Below are 25400 nucleotides of genomic sequence, written 5' to 3'. Positions count from 1 at the left end.
GGTTCGGTGCGTCGCGATAGATGCCACGAAAGCGAGGAAAATCAAAGGGTTTCCGGCCTGCTTTGGTGGGCCGGCGGCCTAGGCCTCCAACACAATTTTGCCAATATGTGCGCTCGTCTCCATGCGCCGGTGGGCGTCCGCCGCCTTTTCCAGCGGGAAACTGCTGTCCATCACCGGCTTGATGCGGCCTTCGCGCAAAAGCGGCATCACTTTCTGCTCGATCGCGGCCACCATTGCCGCCTTGTCCGCATTACTACGGGGGCGCAGCGTCGAGCCGGTATGAGTCAGGCGCTTGACCATGAGCTTGGCGATATTGACGCTGACCTTGGGGCCGTTCAGGGTCGCGATCTGGACGATGCGGCCGTCGACCGCGGCGGCATCATAGTTGCGATCGACATAGTCGCCGGCGACCATGTCGAGGATCAGGTTGACGCCGACGTTGTTGGTCTCCGCCTTGACCACGGCGACGAAATCTTCGGTCTTGTAGTTGATGGCGCGGTCGGCCCCCAGCTTGAGGCAGGCGTCGATCTTGTCCTGCGATCCCACAGTGACGAACACCTTCGCGCCGAATGCTTTCGCAAGCTGGATCGCCATGGTGCCGATGCCGGAGGAGCCGCCATGGATCAGCAGGGTCTCGCCGGCCTTGAGGCCGCCACGCTCGAACACGTTGTGCCAGACCGTCATCAGGGTTTCCGGCAGCGCGCCGGCTTCCTTCATCGACAGTGCCGGCGGCACGCTCATGGCCTGGGCGTCCTGCGCGATGCAATACTGCGCATAGCCGCCGCCGGCGACCAGCGACATCACCTTGTCGCCGATCTTGTGCCGCTTGGCGTTGCTGCCGACCGCGACGACTTCACCCGCGATCTCGAGGCCGGGCAGGTCGCTGGCGCCGGGCGGCGGCGGATAGGCGCCGGAGCGCTGCGCGACGTCGGGCCGGTTGACGCCGGCCGCTTCGACCTTGACCAGGATCTCGTCAGGACCCGGCTGCGGCACGGCGCGTTGTTCGGGCACCAGCACCTCCGGTCCGCCGGGCTTGGAGATGGCGACCACGGTCATTTGCGCGGGCAGCTTGTCCATGATGTGTCCTTGAGCAAAGGTGCAGGAGGAAACGAGGCCCTTGCTTAGCCAGCGCCATCCAAGCTGGCAACCATCTCGGCCATGGTCCAGCGCGAATGCAGGAGGAACGACATGCCGATCGAAGACGACGACCGTCCGCGCAAGAAGGTCCCCCACGAAATCGGCCAGGATCTCTCACTCTTGTCGGCCGAGGAACTGACGGAGCGCGTCGCGCTGCTCAAGACCGAGATCGCAAGATTGGAAGAAGCTGCCACCAAGAAACGCGCCTCGCGCGATGCGGCGAACAGTTTCTTCAAGTCGTAGGACTCTCCTCTCGTGTCCCGGACACGGTGCAGCGCATCGCGCTGCTCCGCAGAGCCGGGACCCATGCCTCGCCAAACATCTCAGCCAAAGGACTGGGCCCAGGCTCAGCAGCGCAGCACTTCGTGCTGCACTGCGTCCGGGGCACGTCGGCGGCTCGGCCACTGGCCGACATGGCTAACGAACTCTCAAAAAATTAGCTCGTTTACTTCAGATTAAGCTTTCGGGTTTATGACCGGAACTGTCCTTGTTTGGACACCGAGTGGCTCCTGTCCACTCTGTTTGACGCCTCCCTGTTATCAACTTTCAAAGCCGCCGGTCTCCGGCGGCTCTTTTTTGTTTTGCGTCTATTCCCGGTTGAATTCCAAAGGATGACCCGCGGAAACCATATCCGCGCTTGTCACTGGACTCCGCGCTCCGCCCGCGCAATGATTTGTTCATCATAAGCCGGCGCCCAAGCCGGACAGTCAAACAGTTGCGTAAGAGGCGTTAACCATGGAACGTTTGCAGGCCGAGGGCGCTCTCGTTCAACTCAGCGAGAGGTTCACCAATTCTGCGGCGTTCGGCAACCTGTTCCGTGAAGGCATGGATCTCGTCGAGGAAACCGCCGCCTATCTCGACGGCGCAGGCCGCATCGAGGCCAAGGCGCTCGACCGCGCCGTCAGCCTCACCTATGCGACCGAGAGCATGCGTCTCACCACGCGCCTGATGCAGCTCGCTTCCTGGCTGCTGCTGCACCGCGCGGTGAAGGAAGGCGAGATGACGCTGGTGCAGGCCAACCGCGAGAAGACCAAGGTCAAGCTCACCGCTGCCGATCCCGGCCCCGCCGACACCATCGAGAAGCTGCCCGCACAGCTCCTGGACCTGATCCATCGCTCGATGAGCCTGCAGTCCCGTGTGCGCCGCCTCGACACCACCATCCACACCCCGCCGGCGGAACACTCCGCGATCGGCAACCCGCTGGTGCCGCACCTCAACGCGCTGAAGGCCGCGTTCGAGCGGTAAGGCCCATCTGCCGTCATTGCGAGCGAAGCGAAGCAATCCAGAAATCCCGCTGCAGGGGCAGTCTGGATTTGCTTCGTCGCAAGCGTTCCTCGCAATGACGGTAGCCCCAAAACAAAAACGCCCCTGGTCTCCCAGGGGCGTTTTTCGTCTCAGCCTTGCGGCCGGATCAATCCTTTTTGAGGAAGCCCGAAAACTTCTTCTGGAAGCGCGAGACGCGGCCGCCGCGATCCATGATCTGCGCGGAGCCGCCGGTCCAGGCCGGGTGCGACTTCGGGTCGATGTCGAGGTTCAGCGTGTCGCCTTCCTTGCCCCAGGTCGAGCGGGTCAGGTACTCGGTTCCGTCGGTCATCACGACCTTAATCGTATGATAATTCGGATGAATTTCGGCTTTCATGGCAAATTCCTCGGCGCCCGGCGCCTGTTCTGGTGGCTAGCGAATGACGGATTTGGGCGGCTCTATACCTCACGAAACCCAGCAAAACAAGCCATCCCGGGCGGCTGGACCGGGTTTGCCCCTAAGGGACTTCCCGGATTTGCCACTACCACCACACCGGCCTATTGGGAGCAAAGCAATGCAATAGGTCGGATATCATGAGCGCAGTGGAACGGCTTGATGACCACGAAGTCGAACGGCCTGCAATGAACTCCGCGGACATCCCCTCGATCGAGGCCGAGCTGATCGAACAGCCCGCCAAGGGACGCGCGAAGCTACGGCCGCTGCTTGCGCTCGCGCCTTATGTGAGCCGCTATCGCGGCCGGGCGGCGCTGGCCTTCGTTGCGCTCACGATCGCAGCACTGACGACGCTGCTGGTGCCGGTCGCGGTGCGCAGGATGATCGATTTCGGCCTGACGCCCGAGGGCATCGAGCTGATCAACAGCTACTTCTCGGTCATGCTCGCGGTCGTCGGCGTGCTCGCGTTCGCGAGCGCCGCCCGCTACTACCTCGTGATGACGATCGGCGAGCGCATCGTCGCCGATTTGCGCCGCGACGTCTTCGCCCATCTGCTGTCGCTCTCACCCGCCTTCTTCGATTCGGCGCGCAGCGGCGAGCTGATCTCGCGCCTCACCGCCGACACCACGCAGATCAAGTCCGCCGTCGGCGCCTCCGTGTCGATCGCGCTGCGCAACCTGATGATGTTCCTCGGTGCCGCCGTGATGATGGTGATCACCAGCCCGAAGCTGTCGGGCTTCGTGCTGCTGGCGATACCTTTGATCGTGCTGCCGCTGGTCGCATTCGGCCGCTGGGTGCGGCGCTTGTCGCGCAATGCGCAGGACACGCTCGCCGAGGCCTCCGCCTATGCGGGCGAGCTGGTCGGTGCGATCCGTACCGTGCAGGCCTATACCAGCGAGCGGTTTGCCGAGACGCGTTTCGGCGGCGAGGTCGAGCAGGCCTATGAAGCCGCGCGAACCTCGACCCAGGCCCGCGCCGTGCTCACGGCCATCATCATCTTCATCGTGTTCGCAAGCGTGGTCGCGATCCTCTGGATCGGCTCGCATGACGTGCTTACCGGCGCCATCACGCCGGGCCGGCTCGGTCAGTTCGTGCTTTACGCCGTGTTCGCGGCAGCGGGCCTCGGCCAGCTCAGCGAGGTCTGGGGCGAGGTCTCGGCGGCTTCGGGCGCGGCCGAGCGCCTGTTCGAGATTTTGCATGTAAAGCCCGAGATCACCGCGCCCGCGGCGCCGCTTGCGCTGCCGCTGCCGGCGCGCGGCGAGGTCGGCTTCGATCGGGTCAGCTTCGCCTATCCGGCGCGGTCCGACGTCAAGGTGCTGGACGCGGTGTCGTTCACCGTGCGGCCCGGCGAGAAGGTCGCGATCGTCGGTCCTTCCGGCGCCGGCAAGAGCACGATCTTTCATCTGCTGCTGCGCTTCTACGATCCCCGCAGCGGGACGATCGCGCTCGACGGCGTCCCGGTCAAATCCGCCGCCCCCCGTGATTTCCGCGCCCGCATCGCGCTGGTGCCGCAGGAATCGGTGGTGTTCGCGGCCAGCGCCCGCGAGAACATCCGGTTCGGCCGGCCCGATGCGACCGATGCCGAGGTCGAGCGCGCCGCCGAGCTCGCCCACGCCGCCGAGTTCATCCGCCGCCTGCCCGAAGGTTTCGAGACGGCGCTCGGCGAGCGCGGCGTGACGTTGTCAGGCGGCCAGCGCCAGCGCATCGCGATCGCCCGCGCCATCCTGCGCGATGCGCCGCTCTTGCTGCTGGATGAAGCCACCTCCGCGCTCGATGCCGAAAGCGAGACGCTGGTGCAGACCGCGTTGGAAGAATTGATGCGCCACCGCACCACGCTGGTGATCGCGCATCGCCTCGCCACCGTGCTCTCCTGCGACCGCATCCTGGTGATGGACCAGGGCCGGATCGTCGAGCAGGGCACGCATGCCGAGCTCGTGGCGGCCAACGGGCTCTATGCGCGGCTGGCGCGGTTGCAGTTCGAGGGGGCGTGAGCCTGACCGTTTCACCACGACAGCTGTCATCTCCCGCGAAGGCGGGGGAGGGTGGCGGCAGCAAACCCCTAGCAGGGCTTCCATACCATCTTCAGCACCGGCCGGCCCGAGGTCGGGTTCACGTCGTCGCCGGCATGGGCAAAGCCGTTGCGCTCGTAGAAGCGTATGGCGCGGGCATTGTCCTTGTTGACGAGCAGCGTGACGGCCGACGGCGACAGCCGCTTGGCCTCATCCACCAGCAGCCTTGCTGCGTCCGAACCCCAATGGACGGGATCGACCACGAGCTGATCGAGATAGCCTTCGCCGTCGATGGTGACGAAACCGATCGGCGCGCCGTCCTGTTCCGCCACCACGACCTGGGCCTTCGGCACCAGATCCTTGCGCCAGCGCTCGCGCCACCAGTCCAGCCGCGCGGCGAAGTCGATCTGCGGATAAGCCTGCTGCCAGGTGCGATGCCAGAGATCGATCGCAGCGGCTTCGTCCTCAGTGCGGTAGGGGCGGAGGTGGAACGCGCTCACTACCGCTCCGTCAGCTTCAGCTCGATGCGGCGGTTGCGCTTATAGGCCTCCTCGGTGTTGCCGGTATCGAGCGGCTGGAATTCGCCGAAGCCGGCGGCGACGAGGCGCTGGGCCGGCACGCCGAGCGAGATCAGATATTGCACCACCGAGATGGAGCGGGCCGCGGACAGGTCCCAGTTCGACTTGAAGTTCGGACCGTTGACCGGACGCACATCGGTATGGCCGTCGACGCGCAGCACCCAGGGAATCTCGCTCGGGATCTTCTTGTCGAGGTCGATCAGCGCGGTGGCCAGGGTGTCGAGCTCGGCGCGCCCCTCGGGCAGCAGCGTCGCCTGGCCGGTGTCGAAGAACACTTCGGACTGGAACACGAAGCGGTCGCCGACGATGCGGATATCGGGGCGGTTGCCGAGGATGGCGCGCAGCCGGCCGAAGAATTCCGAGCGATAGCGCGACAATTCCTGCACGCGCTGCGCCAATGCAACGTTCAAGCGGGAGCCCAGATCGGCAATGCGGCTTTGCGATTCCTTGTCGCGCTTCTCGCTGGCATCCAACGCCTCTTCCAGCGCCGCCAATTGCCGGCGCAGCGCGCTGATCTGCTGGTTCAGCACCTCGATCTGCGCCAGCGCTCGCGCCGAGACAGCCTTCTCCGACTCCAGCGCCTTGCCGAGCTCGGCGGTCTTGCCCTGCGCGTCGCTGCCGGCGGCGGCTAAGCCCTCATAGAGACCCTTGATGCGGTCGCGCTCGGACTCGGCCGAGGCGAGGCCCGCTTTCAGTTGCGACACCTGGTCGTCGAGCGAGAGCTTGCCGAGCTTCTCCAGCGACAACAGCTCGTTGAGCTGGGCGATCTTGGCGTTGAGCTGCTCCAGCGCCTTGTCCTTGCCGGTGACCTCCTGCGAGAGGAAGAACTGCACCACCAGGAACACCGACAGCAGGAACACGATCGACAGCACCAGCGTCGACAGTGCGTCGACGAAGCCGGGCCAGTAGTTGAATGCGCCTTCGCTGCGGCGGCCGCGCGCTAGAGCCATTTCCGTCTCCGTTTCTCTCGTGTCCCGGACGCGGTGCAGCGCCTTGCCGGTGCGCCGCTGAGCCGGGATCCAGCGCTGGTTGAGGGCCCCGGCTCGGCAGCGTATCACTGCGTGCTGCGCTGCGTCCGGGGCACGCGCTCTCCATTGCTGCTAACTCTTCTCCGGCTGCCGCGCGATGCGCTCCAAGAGGCGTCGGATCTCGCGGTTCTGCTCGCCCTGGCCGTCGGCCCATTCGCGGATCATCTGTTGCTCGGTGCGCATGTGCGAGACCAGCGCCTGGATCGCTTCGGCAAGGCTCGCCATCGCCGCCGTGGTGCCGCGGTTGGCGCTGCCTTCCTCGAGCACGGAGCGCAGCCGCTCGACGGCGGCCTGGAGTTCGCCGCTGGCCACGCCACCGCCGCCGGCCGCGGCCGCCACTTCGTCCTTGCCATACTCGCGCACGGTGGTGGCGAGCCAGTCTTCCAGGTCGGTGTAGAAGCGGTTCTGCGCCTGGCTCGATTGCAGATCGAGGAAGCCGAGGATCAGCGAGCCGGCAAGGCCGAACAGCGAGCTGGAGAACGAGATGCCCATGCCGCCGAGCGGGGCGGCGAGGCCCTCCTTGAGGGTGTCGAACAGGGAGGCGGCATCGCCGCCGACCTTGAGCCCGTCGATCACCTTGCCCACCGAGCCGACCGTCTCGATCAGGCCCCAGAAAGTGCCGAGCAGGCCGAGGAAGACCAAGAGGCCGGTCATGTAGCGCGAGATATCGCGGGCTTCGTCCAGCCGGGTCGCGATCGAATCGAGCAGGTGCCGCATCGTGGTCTGGGTGATGGTCATCCGCCCAAAGCGCTCGCCGCCCAGGATCGCCGCCATCGGCGCCAGCAGCTTGGGGTGGCGGGCCGGGGCAAGGCCAGGATCGGCGATACGGAAATTATTGACCCAGGAGACTTCGGGGTAGAGCCGGATCACCTGGCGGAAGGCCAGCACGATGCCGATGAACAGCACCGCCCCGATCAGGGCATTGAGCCCGGGATTGGCAAAGAAGGCCTGGATGATCTGCTTGTAGAGCACCACGCCCACCAGCGTGCACAGCACCAGGAAGACCAGCATCCGCACCAGGAAGACGCTCGGCGAGGACAGTTTGGTGTACTCGATATCCATGGTGGAGCGGGAAGTGCCAGACCGCATGCCTGTATCATCCGTTACGAAGCTTGATTGCGGGGCGCACTATGGCACAGCGCCAGCCCAAAAAAAGCGCCGGATGCGCCGATTTCGGGGACAGCTTGTCCGCCGCCTGATTGCGCTGTTCCGTCGCAGCACGCCGCGATGGAACTCGACTCACAATCGGGTGAGTCTGCAAAAGCCATCTGAACTCAACGGGATATGCCGTGTGACAATGAGCCGCCCGCGGCATGCGTTGCGTCGCAGCACCGCCATTCTATTTTGACGGCATCGGCCGCGCGCCGCGACCCAGAACGGGCCCGCGCGGAGCGTGATCAGTTTCAACAACACCGGGGCACCCCACTTCATGTCAGGACTTCGTGCGCGATCGGCATGCGTTGCAATGATGCTCGCGGCCCTTGCGCCGCTGCTGGGCGCTTGCGAGGAATCCAGCTCCGCCGTGTCCGCCGCCCAGCCGCCCGACCCTGACGTCAGCATCGTCGTCGTCAAGCCGCAGCCGCGCGCCGTGGTGCGTGAGCTGCCGGGCCGCATCGCACCGACGCGGGTCTCCGACGTGCGGCCGCGCGTGTCCGGCATCGTGGTCGAGCGTCTGTTCCGCCAGGGCAGCGAGGTGAAGGCGGGTGATCCGCTCTACCGCATCGATCCGCGTCCGTTCGAGGTCGAGGTGATGGCGAGCGAGGCCGCGCTTGCCAAGGCCGAAGCCGCCGCGATGCAGGCGCACCAGCAGGCACGCCGCATTGCTGCGCTCACCAAGGATCGCGCCGCGCCGGAGGCCGAGAACGAGAAGGCCATCGCCGCCGAACGCCAGGCTCAGGCCGAGGTCGAGGGACGCAAGGCCGAGCTTGCGCGCGCAAAGCTCAATCTCGACTACGCGACCGTGCGCGCGCCGATCGACGGCGTGGTGGGTGCGGCGCTGGTCAGCGAGGGCGCGCTCGTCGTGCAGAACGAAACCAATCTCGCCACCATCCAGCAGCTCGATCCGATCTATGCCGACTTCACCCAGTCGGTGACCGAGCTCAACCAGCTCCGCCGTGCCTTCGAGACCGGCGACCTCGAGCGCATTGCGGCGGATGCCGCCAAGGTGCGCCTGGTGCTCGACGACAACACCATATACTCGCTCGACGGCAAGCTGCTGTTCTCCGACGCCAAGGTCGATGCCCATACCGGGCAGGTGACGTTGCGCGGCGAGTTCCCCAATCCCAAGCGCGAACTGCTGCCGGGCATGTATGTCCGGGTCCGTATCGACCAGGGCCTCGATTCCGACGCGATCGCGGTGCCGCAGCAGGCGATCCAGCGCAATGGCGGCGGCGGCAGCGAGGTGTTCGTGGTCAAGGACGACAACCATATCGCGGTGCAGCCGGTGCGAACCGGGTCGGTGCAGGACGGACTCTGGTTCATCACCGAAGGCCTGAAGGCCGGCGACAAGGTCGTGGTCGAGGGCTTCCAGAAGTTCGCGGCCGGCGACAGGGTCAAGCCGCAATCCTGGTCGGAAGCGGAGGCAACCGCGGACAACAGGCACGCCCTTAAGCTCACGCGGTAACGCGCCAGCGCCACTCAGAACACCTCTCCCGTAGGGAGAGGTCGGATCGTATCGAAAGATGCGATCCGGGTGAGGGGTTTCAGTTTCACGGAGCGTTGCGGCCCCTCACCCGGATTGCTCTGGACGATGCTTCGCATCGCGAGGTGCAAGCCGACCTCGGACAACCGGCCGAACCTAACTTCATCAAGCCCGAACGAAACAACGAGGGTAAAGCGGCAAATGCCGAGCTTCTTCATCGACAGGCCGATCTTCGCCTGGGTGGTCGCGCTGTTCATCTGCTTGATCGGTGCGATCGCGGTGCCGCTGCTGCCGATCGCGCAATATCCGATCATCGCGCCGCCCTCGATCTCGGTCTCGACCAGCTATCCCGGCGCCTCGCCCGAAAACCTCTACAACAGCGTCACGCGGCTGATCGAGGAAGAGCTCAACGGCGCCGCCAACATCCTCAACTTCGAATCGACCAGCGACTCGCTCGGCCAGGTCGAGATCATCGCGAACTTCCAGCCGGGTACCGATACCAGCGCCGCCTCGGTGGAGGTGCAAAACCGCATCAAGCGCGTCGAGGCGCGCCTGCCGCGCGCAGTGATGCAGCAGGGCATCCTGATCGAGGAAGCCTCCAGCGCGGTGCTTCAGATCATCACGCTGAACTCGACCGACGGCAGCTTGGATGAGGTCGGCCTCGGCGACTTCATGATCCGCAACGTGCTCGGCGAGATCCGCCGCATTCCCGGCGTCGGGCGCGCCACGCTGTATTCGACCGAGCGCTCGCTTCGCGTCTGGGTCGATCCGGCCAAGCTCGTCGGCTATGGGCTGACAGCCGACGACGTCAACAAGGCGATCGCCGCGCAGAACGCGCAGGTCGCCTCGGGCAGCCTTGGTGCCGAGCCGTCGACGTCGAGCCAGCGCACCTCCGCACTGGTGCTGGTCAAGGGTCAGCTCTCCTCCCCGGAGGAGTTCGGCGCCATCATCCTGCGCGCCAATGCCGACGGTTCGACCGTACGCCTGCGCGACGTTGCACGCATCGAGGTCGGCGGCCTCAGCTACCAGTTCAACACCCGCCTCAACGGCAAGCCGACCGCCGGTCTCTCCGTGCTGATGTCGCCGACCGGCAACGCGCTGGCGACCGCGAGCGCGGTCGAAGCCAAGATGAAGGAGCTGTCGCGCTTCTTCCCGGCCAACATCACCTACGAGATCCCCTACAGCATCACGCCCGTGGTCGAGGCCTCGATCAAGAAGGTGCTGTCGACGCTGGTCGAGGCCGTGGTGCTGGTGTTCGTGGTGATGTTCCTGTTCCTGCAGAATATCCGCTACACCATCATTCCGACCATCGTGGTGCCGGTAGCGCTGTTAGGGGCTTGTTCCACGCTGCTCCTCGCCGGCTACTCCATCAACATGCTCTCGATGTTCGGCATGGTGCTTGCGGTCGGCATCCTCGTCGACGACGCCATCGTCGTGGTCGAGAACGTCGAGCGCATCATGGCCGAGGAAGGTCTCTCGCCGAAGGAAGCGACGCGGAAAGCGATGTCGCAGATCACCGGCGCCATCATCGGCATCACCTTGGTGCTGATGGCGGTGTTCGTGCCGATGGCGTTCTTCCCGGGCTCGGTCGGCATCATCTACCGCCAGTTCTCGGTCACCATGGTCGCGGCGATCGGCTTCTCCGCCTTCCTGGCGCTGTCGCTGACGCCGGCGCTGTGCGCCACCCTGCTCAAGCCCGTTGCGGCCGGGCACGGTCATGCGAGGCGGGGCGTGTTCGGCTGGTTCAACCGCATGCTCGAAGGCGGCAAGGAGCGCTATTCGCGCACTGTCGGCTTCTCGCTGAAGCGCACCGGCCGTTTGATGCTGGTCTATGCCGCGCTGCTGGTCGGCCTATCCTGGGCCTTCGTCAATCTGCCCGGCGGCTTCCTGCCCGTCGACGACCAGGGCTTCGTCACCACCGACGTGCAGACGCCGTCGGATTCGTCCTATGCCCGCACCGAGGCGGTGATCGAGAAGGTCGAGAAATATCTCGCCGCACGGCCGGGCGTGAAGGATGTCACCTTCCTCACCGGCTTCAGTTTCTCCGGCCAGGGCATGAACACCGCGCAGGCGTTCATCACGCTAAAGGATTGGTCGGAGCGCGGGTCGAAGGATTCCGCCTCGGCGATCGTCAACGACATCAACCGCGACCTGTCCTCGATCCGCGATGCCAAGATCTCCGCGCTGCAGCCGCCGCCGATCGACAATCTCGGCAACTCCTCCGGCTTCTCGTTCCGTCTCCAGGACCGCGGCCAGAAGGGCTATCAGCAATTGATGCGCGCCGCCGACCAGCTGATCGCGGAGGCCAATGCGAGCCCGGTGCTGCAGAAGGTCTATATCGAAGGCCTGCCCGAGGCCGGCGTGGTCAATCTCATGATCGATCGCGAGAAGGCCGGCGCCTTCGGCGTCACCTTCGAGGACATCAACAACACGATCTCGACCAATCTCGGCTCGAACTACATCAACGATTTCCCGAACCGCGGCCGCATGCAGCGCGTCGTGGTGCAGGCCGACGCCCGCGACCGCATGCGGACCGAGGACATCCTCAACTACAACGTCAAGAACAGCCGCGGCCAGCTGGTGCCGTTCTCGTCCTTTGCCACGGTGGAATGGGCACGCGGGCCGACGCAGATCGCCGGCTTCAACTACTATCCGGCGGTGCGCATCTCAGGCGAAGCCAGACCCGGCTTCACCTCGGGCGATGCGATCGCCGAGATGGAGCGGCTCGCCGACAGATTGCCGCGTGGCTTCGGCTATGAATGGACCGGACAGTCGCTCCAGGAGAAGCTCTCCGGCTCGCAGGCGCCGTTCCTGCTCGCGCTCTCCGTGTTTGTGGTGTTCCTGTGCCTCGCCGCGCTGTACGAGAGCTGGACCATTCCGCTGGCGGTGCTGCTCACCGTGCCGCTGGGTATCGTCGGCGCGGTCGCCGCAGCGACGCTGCGGAGCCTGCCCAACGACGTCTACTTCACCGTCGGCCTGATCACGATCATCGGCCTTGCGGCCAAGGACGCGATCCTGATCATCGAGTTCGCCAAGGATCTGCGGAAAGAGGGCAAGCCGCTGGTCGAAGCCACCATCGAAGCCTGCCGCCTGCGCTTCCGCCCGATCCTGATGACCGGCCTCGCCTTCATCTGCGGCGTGCTGCCGATGGCCATCGCCCACGGCGCCGGTGGCGCCAGCCAGCAGGCGCTCGGCAGCGTCGTGATGGGCGGCATGATCGCGGTGGTGATCCTGGCACTGCTGATGGTGCCGGTGTTCTTCGTCTCGGTGCAGCGCGTGCTGGGCGGAGATCGGGAGCCGCAGGCGGCGAAGGAAGGCGAGGCGTATGGACCGCCGGCGCCGGTGAAGCCGTAAGGCACATTGTCATGCCCCGCGCAGGCGGGGCATCCAGTACGCCGCGGCCTGTCCCGTATCAAACTGAGGTCTCTGGAATACTGGATCACCCGCTTTCGCGGGTGATGACAGCGAAGTGGGTGAGCGAGCTTCTGCCTTACGCCGGCTTCCGCAAAATCTTCACCAACTCCCCGTGCACGAACTCATTGCCGCACACGACGTGACCCGTCGCCAGCGCATCGCCCGGCGTGTCGATGTCGCTCACCGTGCCACCGGCTTCCTTGACCATGATCTGCCCGGCCGCGATGTCCCAGGGCGACAAATTCCGCTCCCAATAGCCGTCGAGGCGCCCCGCCGCGACGAAGGCGAGGTCGAGGGCGGCCGCGCCGAAGCGGCGGAGTCCCGCGACGCGGTTCTGGATCGCGGTCATCTCGCGGCGGAATTCCTCATGGTCGCCGCGGCCGATATGGGGCAGGCCGCAGGCCACCACGCATTCATTCAGCTGGCGGCGGCCGGCGACGCGCAAGCGCTGGTCGTTGAGGAAGGCGCCCTTGCCGCGCTCGGCGATGTAGAGCTCGTCATTGGCGGGGTTGTAGATCACGCCGGCGATCACGGTGCCCTCGCGCGCGAGGCCGATCGAGATCGCAAATTGCGGGATGCCGTGCAGGAAGTTGGTGGTGCCGTCGAGCGGATCGACGATCCAGGTGTGGCTCTTGTCAGTGCCCTCGCGCGTGCCGCCCTCTTCGCCGATGAAGCCGTAGCCGGGCCGGGCCTTGGCGAGATCCTGATAGAGGATCTCCTCGGCGCGCTTGTCGGCAAGCGAGACGAAATTCGCTGGCCCCTTCAGCGAGACCTGGAGATGCTCGATCTCGCCGAGATCGCGCTTGAGGCTGCGGCCGGCGCGGCGCGCCGCCTTGACCATGACGTTGATAGTGGCGGAATACAGCATGAGCTTTCGGTCTAGATCGGGGAAATGGCGCAGAACCGCACCTGTTTGAGGGATGGGGTGCCCTGCGAGGACGCCAACGTCAAGTCATTTGGTCCCGAGCCATTTCCTGGCGGCAGCCTCGGCCTTGGCGCGGTCCTCAGCCGGCAGTTCAGAGAACTGCTTGTCGAGCTCAGGGTCGCCCTTGCCGCCCGTTTTGGCCACCAGGTGCCATTTGAAGCCCTCGACCTTGTCCATGGGGGTGCCCACGCCGTTGATCAGCACCCATGCCAGCCGGTTCTGCGCGATCGCGTTGCCTTGCCGGGAGGCCTTGCGGAGCAACGCGACGGCAGCCGGCTGGTTCTTCGGTGTGCCGGTGCCGTTGAACATCGCGATCGCATATTCGACCTCGGCATCGACATTGTCGGCGAGCGAGGCAGCCTGGAGCAGCCGCACCGCGCGTTCCGGGTCCTTCGGCACGCCGGTGCCTTCCTTGTAGAAGGTCGCGAGTGCGTATTGCGCCTCGGGCAGGCCGGCGTCGGCGGCCTGGCGCAGCAGCTCCGCTGAGCGCCGGACGTCCTGCGGCAGCGTCTGGCCGTCCAGATAGAGCAAGGCGAGGTTGTAGGCCGCCTTGGGCTCGCCGAGCTTGGCGGCAGAGGCCATCAACTTGACCGCCTCGTTCTTGTCGACCGGACCGCCGCGACCCGAAATGCGCAGCATGGCGAGCGCGAACATCGCCTCGCGGTCGCCGGCATCCGCCGCGCGCTTGTACCATTCGGCTGCCTTGGCGTAGTCGCGCCGGATGCCCATGGCGTTGGAATAGAGCTCGCCGAGCATGGTCATCGCCTTGGGATCGCCGGCTTGTGCGCGGCCGGTGGCGAGCTCGAAGGCCGTCTTGTACTGGCCGCGCTGATAGGCGCCGAACACCAGATCCACATTGGGGTCGTCGTTGGGCGGCGCCGGGATCACGGTCGCGGCCGGCTGGGGTGAGGGCGACGGCTTGGGAGAGGCCGAAGGCTTCGGCGCGGGCGCGGCCTCCTTCTTCTTGGTGATCGTGTGCGGTTTCGGCTTCGGTTTTTCGGCGGGTGCGCTCGGCGTTGTGGCCGGCGGCGTGATCTGGAGCTGTGCGGCCGCGGACGCTGTGAGCAGCAGCGTGGCCAGCATGGTGATGCATGGGAGCTTCATGTCGGGCGCTAGCCGTGCTCCTGACTCGCAGGATCTTGGCCGGCCGGCGCCGTCGCATGGGCCTTCTTGATCGCAGCATCGACGTCGATCAGCGCGGCCTTGGGCCCGCGGGGATCGGCCCAGATGAAGTCGCCGACCAGCACGAAATCGGCGCCGCTGGCGGCGAAATCGTGCGCCTCGTCCAGCGAAATGGCAAAGCCGACGCAGGGCGGCTCGAACAGCTCGGCCCACCAGTCCAGCCGTTCGGCAATGGCCTGGGATGACGGGCGCTGGCCGTTTTTGTCGGGCTCGCCGAACAGAACATAGTCGGCGCCGATCTCGCCCGCGCTCATGGAATCGTGGCGCGTGGCAAGTCCTCCGACGCCCGCGATGCGATCGGGCTTGAGCGAGGGCATCGCCTCCTCCAGGGCGGCGATCCCGGAGAGATGCGCGCCATCGGCGCCGCCGCGCGCGACGATTTCAGGATGACCATCGACGAGGAGCGCTGCGCCTGCCTTCTGCACCGGCGGCGCCAACACCTTGATGCGCGAGATCATGGTGCGCTGATCGGTCTCCTTCAGCCGCAGCAGCACGGCGGCGACATCGGCGGAGGCGAGCAGGGCCGGCAGCTCGGCGACCAGCGCAGCTGGATCATCGACCACAGGCGTCGCGAGGTAGAGACGCGGCGCCGGGCGCGGCGGAGGCGGTTTGTTCGACAAGATCTAGGCTGCCTTCTGTTCCAGGCTGCTTTGCCATTTGCCCTTGGACGCAAGGCCGTTCATCCGGGCGCGATGGCTGAAGGCGCGCTGGCCGGCCGCGACATTCTCGGCTTTGCCCGACCAGGCCTTCTGCGGCGCGGCCTGCAGCGCGCGGCCGTAGGAGAAGGTCAGGCCCCAGGGCAGCGGGCCGAGCTTGTGCATCGCGTTGAGATGCGCGGTTGCCTCCTCGTCGGACTGGCCGCCGGAAAGGAAGGCGATGCCGGGCACCGCCGCGGGCACGCAGGCCTTCAGCAGCCGTATCGTCTTCTCCGCGACCTCTTCCACAGAGGCCTGCTTGGGACATTTCTTGCCTGAGATCGCCATGTTCGGCTTCAGCACCATGCCTTCGAGCGCCACGCGCTGCACGCGCAGCTCCTGGAACGTGTTGTCGAGCACGCGTTGCGTCACCTCATAGCAGCGATCGATGTCGTGGTCGCCGTCCATCAGCACCTCCGGCTCGACGATCGGCACGATCTGCGCGGTTTGGCACAGCGCGGCGTAGCGCGCCAGCGCGTGGGCGTTGACGTTGATCGCGGTCATCGAGGGGATGCCGCTGCCGATGTCGATCACCGCGCGCCATTTGGCGAAGCGCGCGCCGCGCTCATAGTATTTCTTCAGGCGCTCGGCGAGCTTGTCGAGCCCGACGGTCACGAGCTCGCCCGGGCACATCGGCAGGGCTTGCGTGCCCTCGTCGACCTTGATGCCGGGAATGGCCCCGCTCTGCTCGATCAGCTTGATCAGCGGCGTGCCGTCCTTGGCATCCTGCCAGATCGTCTCGTCATAGAGGATGACACCGGAGATGTATTGGCTCATGGCGTCCTTGGAGCGAAACAGCATCTCGCGATAGTCGCGGCGGTTCTCTTCCGTCGATTCCACGCCGATGGCATCAAACCGCTTCTTGATGGTGCCGGAGGATTCGTCGGCGGCAAGGATACCCTTGCCGGGGGCGACCATGGCGGTCGCGATCCGGTTGAGCTCAGTCAGATTCATCGAGAGGTCCTCCCAAAAACGATTCTGCCCTTGCCCGCGAAAATAGACCGTTCTCGGGCAATTGCCGAGTTAACGTTCGTCGCAGGGTAAAGGGGCTTTCTGCCATTCCGGGATGCGCCGAAAGGCGCAGGCCCGGAATCCATAACCCCAGGCTGTGGTTATGGATTCCGGGCCCACGCTTCGCGCGTCCCGGAAACCCGGGAATGGGCTTGAAACGGCTTACGCCACCTTCGCGATCGCTTACGCGACGCGGGGATCGAGCTCGCCCTTGGCGTAGCGCTTGGCCATCTCGGCGGTGGTCAGCACCTTCTTGATCTTGGAGGCCTGGCCCGCCGTGTTGAACTCCTGCAGGCGCTGCTTGCACAGCTTGGTCATGGCTTCCATCGCCGGCTTCAGGTACTTGCGCGGATCGAACTCTTCCGGGCTGTCCTTGAGCACTTTCCGGATCTGGCCGGTCATCGCCATGCGATTGTCGGTGTCGATGTTGATCTTGCGCACGCCGTTCTTGATGCCGCGCTGGATCTCGCTGACAGGTACGCCCCAGGTCGGCTTCATCTTGCCGCCATAGGCGTTGATGATGTCCTGCAGCTCCTGCGGCACTGACGAGGAGCCGTGCATGACGAGATGCGTGTTCGGCAGCTTGCGGTGGATCTCCTCGATCACGTTCATGGCGAGGATGTCGCCGTCGGGCTTGCGGGTAAATTTGTAGGCACCGTGGGACGTCCCCATCGCGATCGCGAGCGCGTCGACCTTGGTCTCCTTGACGAACTTCACGGCCTCGTCCGGGTTGGTCAGGAGCTGGTCGTGGCTGAGCTTGCCTTCGGCGCCGTGGCCGTCTTCCTTGTCACCCATGCCGGTCTCGAGCGAGCCGAGCACGCCGAGTTCACCCTCGACGGAGATGCCGCCGAGATGGGCCATGTCGGTCACGGTCTTGGTGACACCGACATTGTAGCCCCAGTCGCCGGGGGTCTTGCCGTCGGCCTTGAGCGAGCCGTCCATCATCACGGAGGTGAAGCCGGCCTGGATCGCGGTCATGCAGGTCGCGGGCTCGTTGCCGTGGTCGAGATGCACGCAGACAGGAATGTGCGGATAGATCTCGGTCACCGCGTCCATCATGTGCTTGAGCATGACGTCGTTGGCGTAGGAGCGCGCGCCGCGCGAGGCCTGGATGATGACGGGCGCATCGACCTGGTTGGCCGCGTCCATGATCGCCAGCGCCTGCTCCATGTTGTTGATGTTGAAGGCCGGTACGCCGTAATCGTTCTCCGCCGCATGGTCGAGCAGTTGACGTAACGTGATCCGAGCCATCTGTCTTTTTCTCCCGTTGGGGCCTGCAAGGCCGCTTGATTACTTGGTGCGCAGAACTTCGACGCCGGGCAGGGGCTTGCCTTCCATCCATTCAAGGAACGCGCCACCGGCGGTGGAGACATAGGTGAAGTCACCGGCCACATGGGCCTGGTTGAGCGCCGCGACGGTGTCGCCGCCGCCCGCGATCGAGATCAGCTTCTTGGCCTTGGTGCGCTCGGCGGCGTGCTTGGCGGCCGCGACCGTGCCGCGGTCGAACGGCTGCAGCTCGAAGGCCCCGAGCGGTCCGTTCCAGACCAGCGTCGCCGCATCGTCGATCGCGGCGTGGACGCGCGCGACCGATTGTGGGCCGACGTCGAGGATCATGCCGTCGGCGGGGATCGCGTCGAGCCCATAGGCATGCGCGGGCGCGTTGGCGGCGAAATGGTAGGCGACGGTGGCGTCGACGGGAAGGATGATGGCGCAGTTGGCGGCGTTCGCCTTCTCCAGGATACGCAGCGCGGTCGGCGCGAGGTCCTTCTCGGCCAGCGACTTGCCGATCGCAACGCCCTGCGCGTGCAGGAAGGTGTTGGCCATGCCGCCGCCGATCACGAGCGCATCGACCTTGGTGACGAGGTTTTCCAGCAGGTCGATCTTGGTCGAGACTTTTGCGCCGCCGATGATCGCGATCACAGGCTTGGTCGGCGACCCCAGCGCCTTCTCCAGCGCATCGAGCTCGGCCTGCATGGTGCGGCCTGCATAGGCGGGCAGCTTGTGACCGAGGCCTTCGGTCGAGGCGTGGGCGCGGTGTGCGGCCGAGAAGGCGTCATTGACCCAGATGTCGCCGAGCTTGGCGAGCTCCGCGACGAAGGCAGGATCGTTCTTTTCCTCTTCCTTGTGGAAGCGGGTGTTTTCGAGACACAGGATGTCGCCGTCCTTCAGGCCGGCCACCGCCTGTGCTGCGGGCTCGCCGATGCAATCGTCGGCGAAGGCGACGGGTTTTTTCACCACCTTGGACAGCGCTTCGGCAACCGGCTTGAGCGAGTCCTTGGCATCGCGTCCCTTCGGCCGGCCGAAATGCGCGAGCAGGATGACCTTGCCGCCCTTGTCCGAGATTTCGCTGATGGTCGGCGCAACGCGCTCGAGCCGCGTGGCATCGGTGACGCGCCCGTTCTCCATGGGCACGTTGAGATCGACGCGCAGCAAGACGCGCTTGCCCTTCACGTCGACGTCGTCGAGGGTGCGGAATTTGTTGGTCATCTGAGAGGCCCTTGTCCCGGACGCACCGCGGCGCGCAGCGCTGCTGTGCAGAACCGGGACCCACGTTGCGGCGAGTCCCGCGGTTGAGATGGGTCCCGGATCTGTGAAGCAGCGTTTCACGCTGCATCGCGTCCGGGACATGGAGCGTCCTCAGATCACCTTGCTCATCGCGACGGCGGTGTCCGCCATGCGGTTCGAGAACCCCCACTCGTTGTCGTACCAGGACATCACGCGCACCAGCGTGCCGTTCTGCACCTTGGTCTGGTCCTCGTGGAAGGTCGAGGAGTGCGGGTCGTGGTTGAAGTCGATCGAGACGTTCGGCGCGTTGGTGTAGCCGAGGATGCCCTTGAGCTGCTGCTCGCTGGCGCGCTTCATCGCCGCGTTGACTTCCTTGGCGTCGGTGGCGCGCTTGGCGACGATCTTGAGGTCGACGACCGAGACGTTCGGGGTCGGCACGCGGATCGCGACGCCGTCGAGCTTGCCCTTGAGTTCCGGCAGCACGAGGCCGATCGCCTTCGCAGCGCCGGTCGAGGTCGGGATCATCGACATCGCCGCGGCGCGGCCGCGGTAGAGATCCTTGTGCAGCGTGTCCAGCGTCGGCTGGTCGCCGGTGTAAGCGTGGATCGTGGTCATGAAGCCGGTCTCGATGCCGACGAGATCGTTCAGCACCTTGGCGACCGGCGCGAGGCAGTTGGTGGTGCAGCTTCCGTTGGAGACGACGAGGTGATCCCTGGTCAGCGTCTCGTGATTGACGCCGTAGACGATGGTGGCGTCGGCGCCGTCGGCGGGCGCGGAGACCAGCACACGCTTGGCGCCGGCGGTCAGATGCGCGGAAGCCTTGTCCTTCGAGGTGAAGATGCCGGTGCATTCCAGCGCGATGTCGACGCCGAGATCCTTCCACGGCAGCTTCGAAGGATCGCGCTCGGCGGTCACCTTGATCTTGCCGCTGCCGAGGCTGATGGAGTCGCCCTCGACGGTGACGGTGCCGGGGAAACGGCCATGGACGCTGTCGTAGCGGAGGAGATGGGCGTTGGTCTCGACCGGGCCGAGATCGTTGATGCCGACGACCTCGATGTCCTTGCGGCCTGACTCGGCGATAGCCCGCAGGACGTTGCGGCCGATGCGGCCAAAACCGTTAATTCCGACGCGGACTGCCATGTTTCGTCTCCTTCAATGACCGTTGTCATCCCGCACAACGCGCGCTTGGCGCGCTTGCGAGGGTTTTTTAGGGGCGGACGCCCGGTTCGGCCGGGCGGTGCTTGATCATATGGGAGATTACGTAGTCCTTTTTTGCGGCAAGCTCAACTCTCAGGAAACGCGCTTCAGCACAGCGTTAACCGCGGCCTCGGCGGTAATGCCGAAATGCTTGTAAAGCTCCTTGGCAGGACCGCTTTCGCCGAAGGAATGCATGCCGATGAACTCGCCGTCCTGGCCGATCACGGCATCCCAGCCCCAGCGCACGGCGGCCTCGATCGCAATCTTGACCGGCGCGTTGCCGATGATTGCGGCGCGTTTCGCCTCTGGTTGCGCTAACAACAGCTCGAGCGAAGGAACAGAGACAACGCGTGACGCGATGCCGCGTTCCGTGAGCTGTTTTTGGGCAGCCACCGCGATCTCGACCTCGGAGCCGGAAGCGAACAGCGTCACCTTGGCTTCGGCCTGGGCTGGGACGAGCTCATAGGCGCCGGCCGCACAGGGATTGTCGTTCGGTGCGGTGGTACGCAGCTGCGGCAGGTTCTGCCGCGTCAGCGCCAGCACGGTCGGTCCGTCCACGCGGTTGAGCGCGAGCTCCCAGCACTCGGCGACCTCGATGGCATCGCAGGGACGGAACACGCGCATGTTGGGAATGGCGCGAAGCGCGGCGAGATGCTCGACCGGCTGATGGGTCGGGCCGTCCTCGCCGAGGCCGATGGAGTCGTGAGTCATCACGTAGACGACGCCGGCACCCATCAGCGCGGCAAGGCGCATCGCGGGACGGGCGTAGTCGGTGAATACCAGAAACGTCGCGCCGTTCGGCGCGAAGCCGCCGTGCAGGAAGATGCCGTTCATCGCAGCCGCCATGCCGTGCTCGCGGATGCCGTAATGGATGAAGCGGCCCTTCGGCGTCTTGGCCGAGAAGGCAGTCGCCGATTTCGCTTTGTTGTTGTTGGAGCCGGTGAGATCGGCGGAGCCGGCCAGGAATTCCATCGGCATCGCGGCGGCGATCGCCTCGATCGCGGCTTCCGATGATTTGCGGGTTGCCGCCGTCAGCGGCTTCTCGAGCAATTCCTTCTTGTGCGCGCGCAGCGCCTTTGCGAGCGACGCCGGACGCTCATGTCGCAGGCGGCGCTCGAACTCGGCACGCTTGCGGCTGCCGAGCTCACTGATCCGTCCTTCCCATTCCTGCCGCGCCACAGCGCCGCGGCTGCCGGCTGCGCGCCAGGCCTTCAGCACGTCGTCAGGCACGGAGAACGGCTCGAGCGAGATGCCGAGATTTTCCTTGGCGGCCTTGAGCTCGTCGGCCCCGAGCGCCTCGCCATGCACCTTCGCGGTGCCGGCCTTGTGCGGCGCGCCGAAACCGATGGTGGTGCGGCAGGCAATCAGCGTCGGCTTGTTCGATTTCCTGGCGCGCGTGATGGCGTCGGCGATCGCGGCCTGGTCCTGACCGTCGATCTTCTCGGCCGCCCAGCCCGCCGCTTTGAAGCGCTTCACCTGGTCGACGGAATCCGCGATCGAGGTTGGGCCATCGATCGAGATGCCGTTGTCGTCGTAGAGCACGATCAGCTTGTTGAGCTTCCAATGCCCGGCCATCGCGATCGCTTCCTGCGACACGCCTTCCATCAGGTCGCCGTCGGATGCGAGCACATAGGTATGGTGGTCGACGATCTTCTTGCCGAACTCGGCGGCGAGCATCTTCTCGGCGAGCGCCATGCCGACTGCAGTCGAGATGCCCTGGCCGAGCGGTCCCGTGGTGGTTTCGATGCCTTTGGTGCGGAAATTCTCGGGGTGGCCGGGAGTGAGCGAGTTGACCTGGCGAAACTGCTTGATCTGGTCCAGCGTCATCTCGGTATTGCCGGTGAGATACAGCAGCGAATAGAGCAGCATCGAGCCGTGGCCGGCCGAGAGCACGAAGCGGTCGCGGTCAGGCCAGGCTGGCGCGGCGGCATCGAATTTCAGGAACTGCGTGAACAGCACGGTGGCGATGTCGGCGGCACCCATCGGCAGGCCGGGATGGCCCGATTTGGCCTTCTCGACAGCGTCCATCGAAAGGCCGCGGATCGCGTTGGCCATGCGGGTGTGGTCGACCTGCGTATGGGCCATACGGGTGGCATCGAGCTGCATCATGGTGAAAATCCGTCTGGAATGAGGTGCTTGATGGCCGTGTGCGCCGCGCTGGATCGAGACTGGCGGTCACGGGAGCTGGGGCTGGATAGCATCTCGGTTCCGGGAGTCCAAGGCAATCAAGCGCGTTCCGAGCGCGAAAAATCGCCCAAGTATCATCCAGGTATTATCAAGGCATGATCCGGAAAGTGGGAACCGTTTTTCCGAAAGATCATGCACACGGGAACCGGTAGGCCGGGATGCCGGATCCCATCTATCGGTGCATAGCTTTGCGGCGGCGTTGCGCTGGGCTTTCCTGCCACGTAAATTTCTGCTTCTAACCGCTTGCCGAACCGAGTCTTTTGCCGGACGGCAAGCTCCAGGGAAAGGCCACTGGGCAAAGGCCGCCAGGTTCCGCCGCTGACTGCATGAACGATCGCGTATCAAACAGTTCCGCCATGACGGAGTCATCTGCCGTCGAGATCGAGATTGCGACCCGCCGGCTCACGGCGGCGCTCGACGCGCTCGAAAGTGCGGTGGAGCGGCGGCGCGATGCCGATCGCGACGAGAACGAGCTCGCGGCGCGGATTCAGGCGCTCGGCGCGGATCGCTCGCGCCTTGCCGACGAGCTCGACGGCGCACTGGTGAAGGCGCGCAAGCTCGAGCGCGCCAATCGCGAGATCTCTGACCGGCTGGATTCCGCAATCGTCACGATACGCTCGGTGCTCGATACCGGAGAGGACGGATGAGCCACATCAACGTCACCATCAACGGCCGGCAATACCGCATGGCCTGCGAGGAGGGCCAGGAGGTGCGGCTGCTCAAGCTCGCCGAAACCCTGGAGACACGCATCCAGTCGCTGCGCGGAAAATTCGGCGAGATCGGCGATGCGCGGCTCACCGTGATGGCGGCGCTGACCGTGTGTGACGAATTGATCGACACCAGCAACCGTGTCCGAACCCTCGAGCAGGAGCTGACCGAGCTCCGGGATTTCCGCAACGCCGCCGTCGAGCGCGCCAGGATGACGCAGACCGCCGTGGTCAACGCACTGAACGCCGCCGCCGAACGCATCGAGAAGTCGACCCAGGTGCTGAACCGCACCGTCGGCAACGGGATTGCGATCGGGTAGGCGAGAGCCACGCGACCGGTGCGCTCCCTCCCCAGCTCGCGGGCAGGGCTATCGCATATGGGTCGTGGCTGCAGCCTGCGCGCACGCCTCGTCCTTCGAGAGCCCGCCTAAGGCGGGCGTCTCGAAGGATGGCCGCAGGGAAAGGATCTCAGATGCGATAGCCCTGCGCTCGCGGGGGAGGGTTGCGGAGAGGGTGTTTCCGCTGGGCGAGAACCCCCAGGAGGAGAGAGCCCTCACCCGCCGCGCTTCGCGCGTCGACCTCTCGCGCAAGGAGTTGCGAACCAGCCGCGACTCGGGCTGGCGATTCGTCAGTATCGTTGTTAGATTGCCTGAGCGAGGCTGCGACGTGCGTCAGGAGCCATATATCCCCGGGGCCTTATCGATCCTTTAGGGAACTGTCCCTGGCCGGGCCCGTGGGCCCGGACATATGGTGCCCACCTACTTTCGTAGGGAACTCCGGGATCGAGTGCTTCAACGGCGTACGCGGCTTCGCACTTGTCTGCTTGATTTGTTGTCTGCTTGATTTGTGCTTGTTGAAACGACTGCGGCCGGTTCAACAGGTGTCATGCTCCGCCTGGTGCGCAATTGCGTACGGGGGCGGGGCATCCAGTACGCCGCGGCCTTTGTGTGAATCACCACCGGCTCTGGAATACTGGATCGCCTGCTCCAGTGCGCAATGGCGCACAAGGCGGGTGATGACTTTGGGGGACCAGCACATGTCCAACTCGAAATCCGAGCTCCGCGCCAAAGCCCTCGCCAAGCGCGATGCGCTGAGCGAGAAGAAGCGCACTGCCGCCGCCGCAAAGCTCGCCAAGCGCGGGCTGCCGTTCAAGCTGCTGCCGGGCAGCATCGTCTCCGGCTATTCGCCGATCCGCAGCGAGATCGATCCGATGCCGCTTTTGACCAAGCTCGCGGAGGAGGGCGCGAGGCTGGCGCTGCCTTGCGTCACTGCGCGCGGCCAGTCGCTGATCTTCCGCCTCTTCCATCCGAACGATCGCCTGATGCTCGGCCCGCTCGGCATTCCCGAGCCGTCGCCTGCAGCGGCCGAGGTCGTCCCCGATATCATGCTGACGCCGCTCGCCGCCTTCGACCGCCTCGGCCATCGCATCGGCTATGGCGCGGGGCATTACGATTTCACCTTCGCGCATCTGAGGAAAGCCAAGCACATCGTCGGCATCGGCCTTGCGTTTGCAGCACAGGAGATCGAGACGGTTCCGGCACTATCCCACGACGTCGCGCTGGATTATGTGCTAACGGAATCGGACGTGTTCGATTTCCGGAGTTCTGAAGTTGCGCATTCTCTTCGTGGGTGACGTCGTCGGCCGCAGCGGGCGCGAGGCCGTCTCCGAATATCTGCCCGGCATGGTCAAGGACTGGTCGCTCGATTTCGTCGTGGTCAACGGCGAGAATTCGGCCGGCGGCTTCGGCATCACGGAAGCGATCTACCAGGAGTTTCTCGAGGCCGGCGCCGACGCGGTGACGCTCGGCAATCATTCCTGGGATCAGCGCGAGGCGCTCGTCTTCATCGAGCGCGCCGACCGCCTGGTGCGGCCCGCGAACTATCCGCGCGGCACGCCCGGCCGCGGCGCCGCCTTGGTCGAGACCAAGAACGGCAAGCATGCACTCGTCGTCAACGCGTTGGGCCGCGTCTTCATGACCCCGTTCGACGATCCCTTCGCCGCGCTCGAGCGCGAATTGGGAGCCTGCCCGCTCGGTGTCGCCGCCGACGCCATCGTCGTCGACTTCCATTGCGAGGCGAGCAGCGAGAAACAGGGCATCGGCTTCTTCTGCGACGGTCGCGCCAGCCTCGTCGTCGGCACCCACACGCATGTCCCGACCGCCGACCACCAGATCCTGTCAGGCGGCACCGCCTACATGACCGACGCCGGCATGACCGGCGATTACGACTCCATCATCGGCATGCAGAAGGAAGAGCCGCTGCGCCGGTTCACCACGGGGATTCCGTCGGGGCGCTTCGAGCCGGCCGCAGGCGCTGCAACGCTCAGCGCCGTTGCGGTCGAGACGGACGATGCAACGGGTCTCGCGCTCAGGATCGCGCCGGTGCGTGTGGGCGGAAGGCTGGAGCCCGCGACGCCGAAGTTCTGGTTGAGCTGACGGTCATGCAGCAATCGCCCCTGCCACCCTCCAGGGGAGGGTAAGAGCGGCGC

22 protein-coding genes and 1 other RNA gene are annotated in these 25400 nt (G+C 65.4%); 10 read left to right on the top strand and 13 right to left on the bottom strand.

The window, feature by feature from the left end:
• Positions 1-78 precede the first annotated feature (78 nt).
• On the bottom strand, positions 79-1077 hold the full coding sequence (locus P6U27_RS33595) for an NAD(P)H-quinone oxidoreductase (RefSeq protein WP_407120727.1): 999 nt from the start codon (positions 1075-1077) through the stop codon (positions 79-81).
• Positions 1078-1188: 111 nt separating this feature from the next.
• Between P6U27_RS33595 and P6U27_RS33590 the strand changes: the two genes are divergently transcribed.
• Together P6U27_RS33590 and P6U27_RS33585 are read left to right on the top strand one after the other, a co-directional pair.
• Positions 1189-1380 (top strand): DUF1192 domain-containing protein, encoded by a 192-nt coding sequence (locus tag P6U27_RS33590; RefSeq protein WP_209295081.1) that lies wholly within the window; start codon positions 1189-1191, stop codon positions 1378-1380.
• A 492-nt stretch (positions 1381-1872) separates the two neighbouring features.
• The gene (locus tag P6U27_RS33585; protein ID WP_407193404.1) at positions 1873-2382 is read left to right on the top strand and encodes a DUF1465 family protein; all 510 of its coding nucleotides are present in this window, start codon (positions 1873-1875) and stop codon (positions 2380-2382) included.
• Positions 2383-2548: 166 nt separating this feature from the next.
• Here the strand turns inward: P6U27_RS33585 and rpmE are convergent, their stop codons facing one another.
• Positions 2549-2776 (bottom strand): 50S ribosomal protein L31, encoded by a 228-nt coding sequence (gene rpmE / locus P6U27_RS33580; RefSeq protein ID WP_027573780.1) that lies wholly within the window; start codon positions 2774-2776, stop codon positions 2549-2551.
• Between the two features lie 197 nt (positions 2777-2973).
• On the opposite strand from rpmE, the gene P6U27_RS33575 reads away from it, so the two are divergent.
• On the top strand, positions 2974-4824 hold the full coding sequence (locus tag P6U27_RS33575; protein ID WP_209295083.1) for an ABC transporter ATP-binding protein/permease: 1851 nt from the start codon (positions 2974-2976) through the stop codon (positions 4822-4824).
• A 68-nt stretch (positions 4825-4892) separates the two neighbouring features.
• Here P6U27_RS33575 and P6U27_RS33570 read toward each other — a convergent pair whose 3' ends face one another.
• The 3 genes from P6U27_RS33570 to P6U27_RS33560 form a co-directional block, all read right to left on the bottom strand.
• Entirely contained in the window at positions 4893-5342 is a 450-nt protein-coding gene (locus tag P6U27_RS33570; RefSeq protein WP_129144419.1) for a GNAT family N-acetyltransferase, read from the bottom strand.
• The gene (locus P6U27_RS33565) at positions 5342-6370 is read right to left on the bottom strand and encodes a peptidoglycan -binding protein (RefSeq protein ID WP_122405701.1); all 1029 of its coding nucleotides are present in this window, start codon (positions 6368-6370) and stop codon (positions 5342-5344) included. Before P6U27_RS33565 ends, P6U27_RS33570 begins: the two co-directional genes overlap by 1 nt.
• A gap of 150 nt (positions 6371-6520) precedes the next feature.
• The gene (locus P6U27_RS33560) at positions 6521-7537 is read right to left on the bottom strand and encodes a flagellar motor protein MotA (RefSeq protein WP_129144418.1); all 1017 of its coding nucleotides are present in this window, start codon (positions 7535-7537) and stop codon (positions 6521-6523) included.
• A 340-nt stretch (positions 7538-7877) separates the two neighbouring features.
• Between P6U27_RS33560 and P6U27_RS33555 the strand changes: the two genes are divergently transcribed.
• Positions 7878-9071, top strand: coding sequence for an efflux RND transporter periplasmic adaptor subunit (locus P6U27_RS33555; RefSeq protein WP_122405699.1), 1194 nt, complete (start codon positions 7878-7880; stop codon positions 9069-9071).
• Between the two features lie 219 nt (positions 9072-9290).
• Complete coding sequence (locus tag P6U27_RS33550) at positions 9291-12443, top strand: multidrug efflux RND transporter permease subunit (protein WP_407193403.1); 3153 nt, start codon at positions 9291-9293, stop codon at positions 12441-12443.
• 136 nt (positions 12444-12579) lie between these two features.
• Here P6U27_RS33550 and P6U27_RS33545 read toward each other — a convergent pair whose 3' ends face one another.
• The 8 genes from P6U27_RS33545 to tkt form a co-directional block, all read right to left on the bottom strand.
• A complete protein-coding gene (locus P6U27_RS33545; RefSeq protein ID WP_122405697.1) occupies positions 12580-13371 on the bottom strand; it encodes an inositol monophosphatase family protein in 792 nt (263 codons plus the stop codon).
• 84 nt (positions 13372-13455) lie between these two features.
• The gene (locus P6U27_RS33540) at positions 13456-14532 is read right to left on the bottom strand and encodes a tetratricopeptide repeat protein (RefSeq protein ID WP_129144415.1); all 1077 of its coding nucleotides are present in this window, start codon (positions 14530-14532) and stop codon (positions 13456-13458) included.
• A gap of 8 nt (positions 14533-14540) precedes the next feature.
• On the bottom strand, positions 14541-15230 hold the full coding sequence (locus P6U27_RS33535; protein WP_129144414.1) for a thiamine phosphate synthase: 690 nt from the start codon (positions 15228-15230) through the stop codon (positions 14541-14543).
• Between the two features lie 3 nt (positions 15231-15233).
• Entirely contained in the window at positions 15234-16259 is a 1026-nt protein-coding gene (locus P6U27_RS33530; protein ID WP_129144413.1) for a class I fructose-bisphosphate aldolase, read from the bottom strand.
• A gap of 240 nt (positions 16260-16499) precedes the next feature.
• Positions 16500-17567, bottom strand: coding sequence for a class II fructose-bisphosphate aldolase (gene fba / locus P6U27_RS33525; protein WP_122405693.1), 1068 nt, complete (start codon positions 17565-17567; stop codon positions 16500-16502).
• A gap of 39 nt (positions 17568-17606) precedes the next feature.
• Entirely contained in the window at positions 17607-18803 is a 1197-nt protein-coding gene (locus P6U27_RS33520) for a phosphoglycerate kinase (protein ID WP_122405692.1), read from the bottom strand.
• A 150-nt stretch (positions 18804-18953) separates the two neighbouring features.
• Positions 18954-19961, bottom strand: a complete 1008-nt coding sequence (gene gap, locus P6U27_RS33515; protein ID WP_122405691.1) for a type I glyceraldehyde-3-phosphate dehydrogenase — start codon at positions 19959-19961, stop codon at positions 18954-18956.
• Positions 19962-20111: 150 nt separating this feature from the next.
• On the bottom strand, positions 20112-22127 hold the full coding sequence (tkt, locus tag P6U27_RS33510) for a transketolase (protein ID WP_407193402.1): 2016 nt from the start codon (positions 22125-22127) through the stop codon (positions 20112-20114).
• Positions 22128-22531: 404 nt separating this feature from the next.
• On the opposite strand from tkt, the gene P6U27_RS33505 reads away from it, so the two are divergent.
• From P6U27_RS33505 to P6U27_RS33485, 5 genes are all read left to right on the top strand, one after another.
• On the top strand, positions 22532-22852 hold the full coding sequence (locus tag P6U27_RS33505; protein WP_164937020.1) for a DUF4164 domain-containing protein: 321 nt from the start codon (positions 22532-22534) through the stop codon (positions 22850-22852).
• Positions 22849-23232, top strand: coding sequence for a cell division protein ZapA (locus P6U27_RS33500; protein WP_061025095.1), 384 nt, complete (start codon positions 22849-22851; stop codon positions 23230-23232). Before P6U27_RS33505 ends, P6U27_RS33500 begins: the two co-directional genes overlap by 4 nt.
• 333 nt (positions 23233-23565) lie before the next feature.
• Positions 23566-23726, top strand: a non-coding RNA gene (ssrS, locus tag P6U27_RS33495) — 6S RNA.
• Positions 23727-23948: 222 nt separating this feature from the next.
• On the top strand, positions 23949-24545 hold the full coding sequence (locus P6U27_RS33490; protein ID WP_407193401.1) for a 5-formyltetrahydrofolate cyclo-ligase: 597 nt from the start codon (positions 23949-23951) through the stop codon (positions 24543-24545).
• Positions 24523-25347 carry a TIGR00282 family metallophosphoesterase gene (locus tag P6U27_RS33485; RefSeq protein WP_407193400.1) on the top strand — a complete coding sequence of 275 codons (825 nt, stop codon included), beginning with the start codon at positions 24523-24525 and terminating at the stop codon, positions 25345-25347. Before P6U27_RS33490 ends, P6U27_RS33485 begins: the two co-directional genes overlap by 23 nt.
• Positions 25348-25400: the final 53 nt, after the last annotated feature.

It is taken from the genome of Bradyrhizobium sp. STM 3566, assembly GCF_045571445.1.
Classification (GTDB): domain Bacteria; phylum Pseudomonadota; class Alphaproteobacteria; order Rhizobiales; family Xanthobacteraceae; genus Bradyrhizobium; species Bradyrhizobium vignae.
The sequence above is the reverse complement of the archived record's forward strand: the minus strand, read 5'-3'. Positions and strand labels throughout refer to the sequence as shown.

Coding starts and splice junctions, on each gene's coding strand:
- P6U27_RS33595 (WP_407120727.1), bottom strand. CDS start 1,077: ATGGACAAGCTGCCCGCGCAAATGACCGTGGTCGCCATCTCCAAGCCC.
- P6U27_RS33590 (WP_209295081.1), top strand. CDS start 1,189: ATGCCGATCGAAGACGACGACCGTCCGCGCAAGAAGGTCCCCCACGAA.
- P6U27_RS33585 (WP_407193404.1), top strand. CDS start 1,873: ATGGAACGTTTGCAGGCCGAGGGCGCTCTCGTTCAACTCAGCGAGAGG.
- rpmE (WP_027573780.1), bottom strand. CDS start 2,776: ATGAAAGCCGAAATTCATCCGAATTATCATACGATTAAGGTCGTGATG.
- P6U27_RS33575 (WP_209295083.1), top strand. CDS start 2,974: ATGAGCGCAGTGGAACGGCTTGATGACCACGAAGTCGAACGGCCTGCA.
- P6U27_RS33565 (WP_122405701.1), bottom strand. CDS start 6,370: ATGGCTCTAGCGCGCGGCCGCCGCAGCGAAGGCGCATTCAACTACTGG.
- P6U27_RS33560 (WP_129144418.1), bottom strand. CDS start 7,537: ATGCGGTCTGGCACTTCCCGCTCCACCATGGATATCGAGTACACCAAA.
- P6U27_RS33555 (WP_122405699.1), top strand. CDS start 7,878: ATGTCAGGACTTCGTGCGCGATCGGCATGCGTTGCAATGATGCTCGCG.
- P6U27_RS33550 (WP_407193403.1), top strand. CDS start 9,291: ATGCCGAGCTTCTTCATCGACAGGCCGATCTTCGCCTGGGTGGTCGCG.
- P6U27_RS33545 (WP_122405697.1), bottom strand. CDS start 13,371: ATGCTGTATTCCGCCACTATCAACGTCATGGTCAAGGCGGCGCGCCGC.
- P6U27_RS33540 (WP_129144415.1), bottom strand. CDS start 14,532: ATGAAGCTCCCATGCATCACCATGCTGGCCACGCTGCTGCTCACAGCG.
- P6U27_RS33530 (WP_129144413.1), bottom strand. CDS start 16,259: ATGAATCTGACTGAGCTCAACCGGATCGCGACCGCCATGGTCGCCCCC.
- fba (WP_122405693.1), bottom strand. CDS start 17,567: ATGGCTCGGATCACGTTACGTCAACTGCTCGACCATGCGGCGGAGAAC.
- P6U27_RS33520 (WP_122405692.1), bottom strand. CDS start 18,803: ATGACCAACAAATTCCGCACCCTCGACGACGTCGACGTGAAGGGCAAG.
- gap (WP_122405691.1), bottom strand. CDS start 19,961: ATGGCAGTCCGCGTCGGAATTAACGGTTTTGGCCGCATCGGCCGCAAC.
- tkt (WP_407193402.1), bottom strand. CDS start 22,127: ATGATGCAGCTCGATGCCACCCGTATGGCCCATACGCAGGTCGACCAC.
- P6U27_RS33505 (WP_164937020.1), top strand. CDS start 22,532: ATGAACGATCGCGTATCAAACAGTTCCGCCATGACGGAGTCATCTGCC.
- P6U27_RS33500 (WP_061025095.1), top strand. CDS start 22,849: ATGAGCCACATCAACGTCACCATCAACGGCCGGCAATACCGCATGGCC.
- P6U27_RS33490 (WP_407193401.1), top strand. CDS start 23,949: ATGTCCAACTCGAAATCCGAGCTCCGCGCCAAAGCCCTCGCCAAGCGC.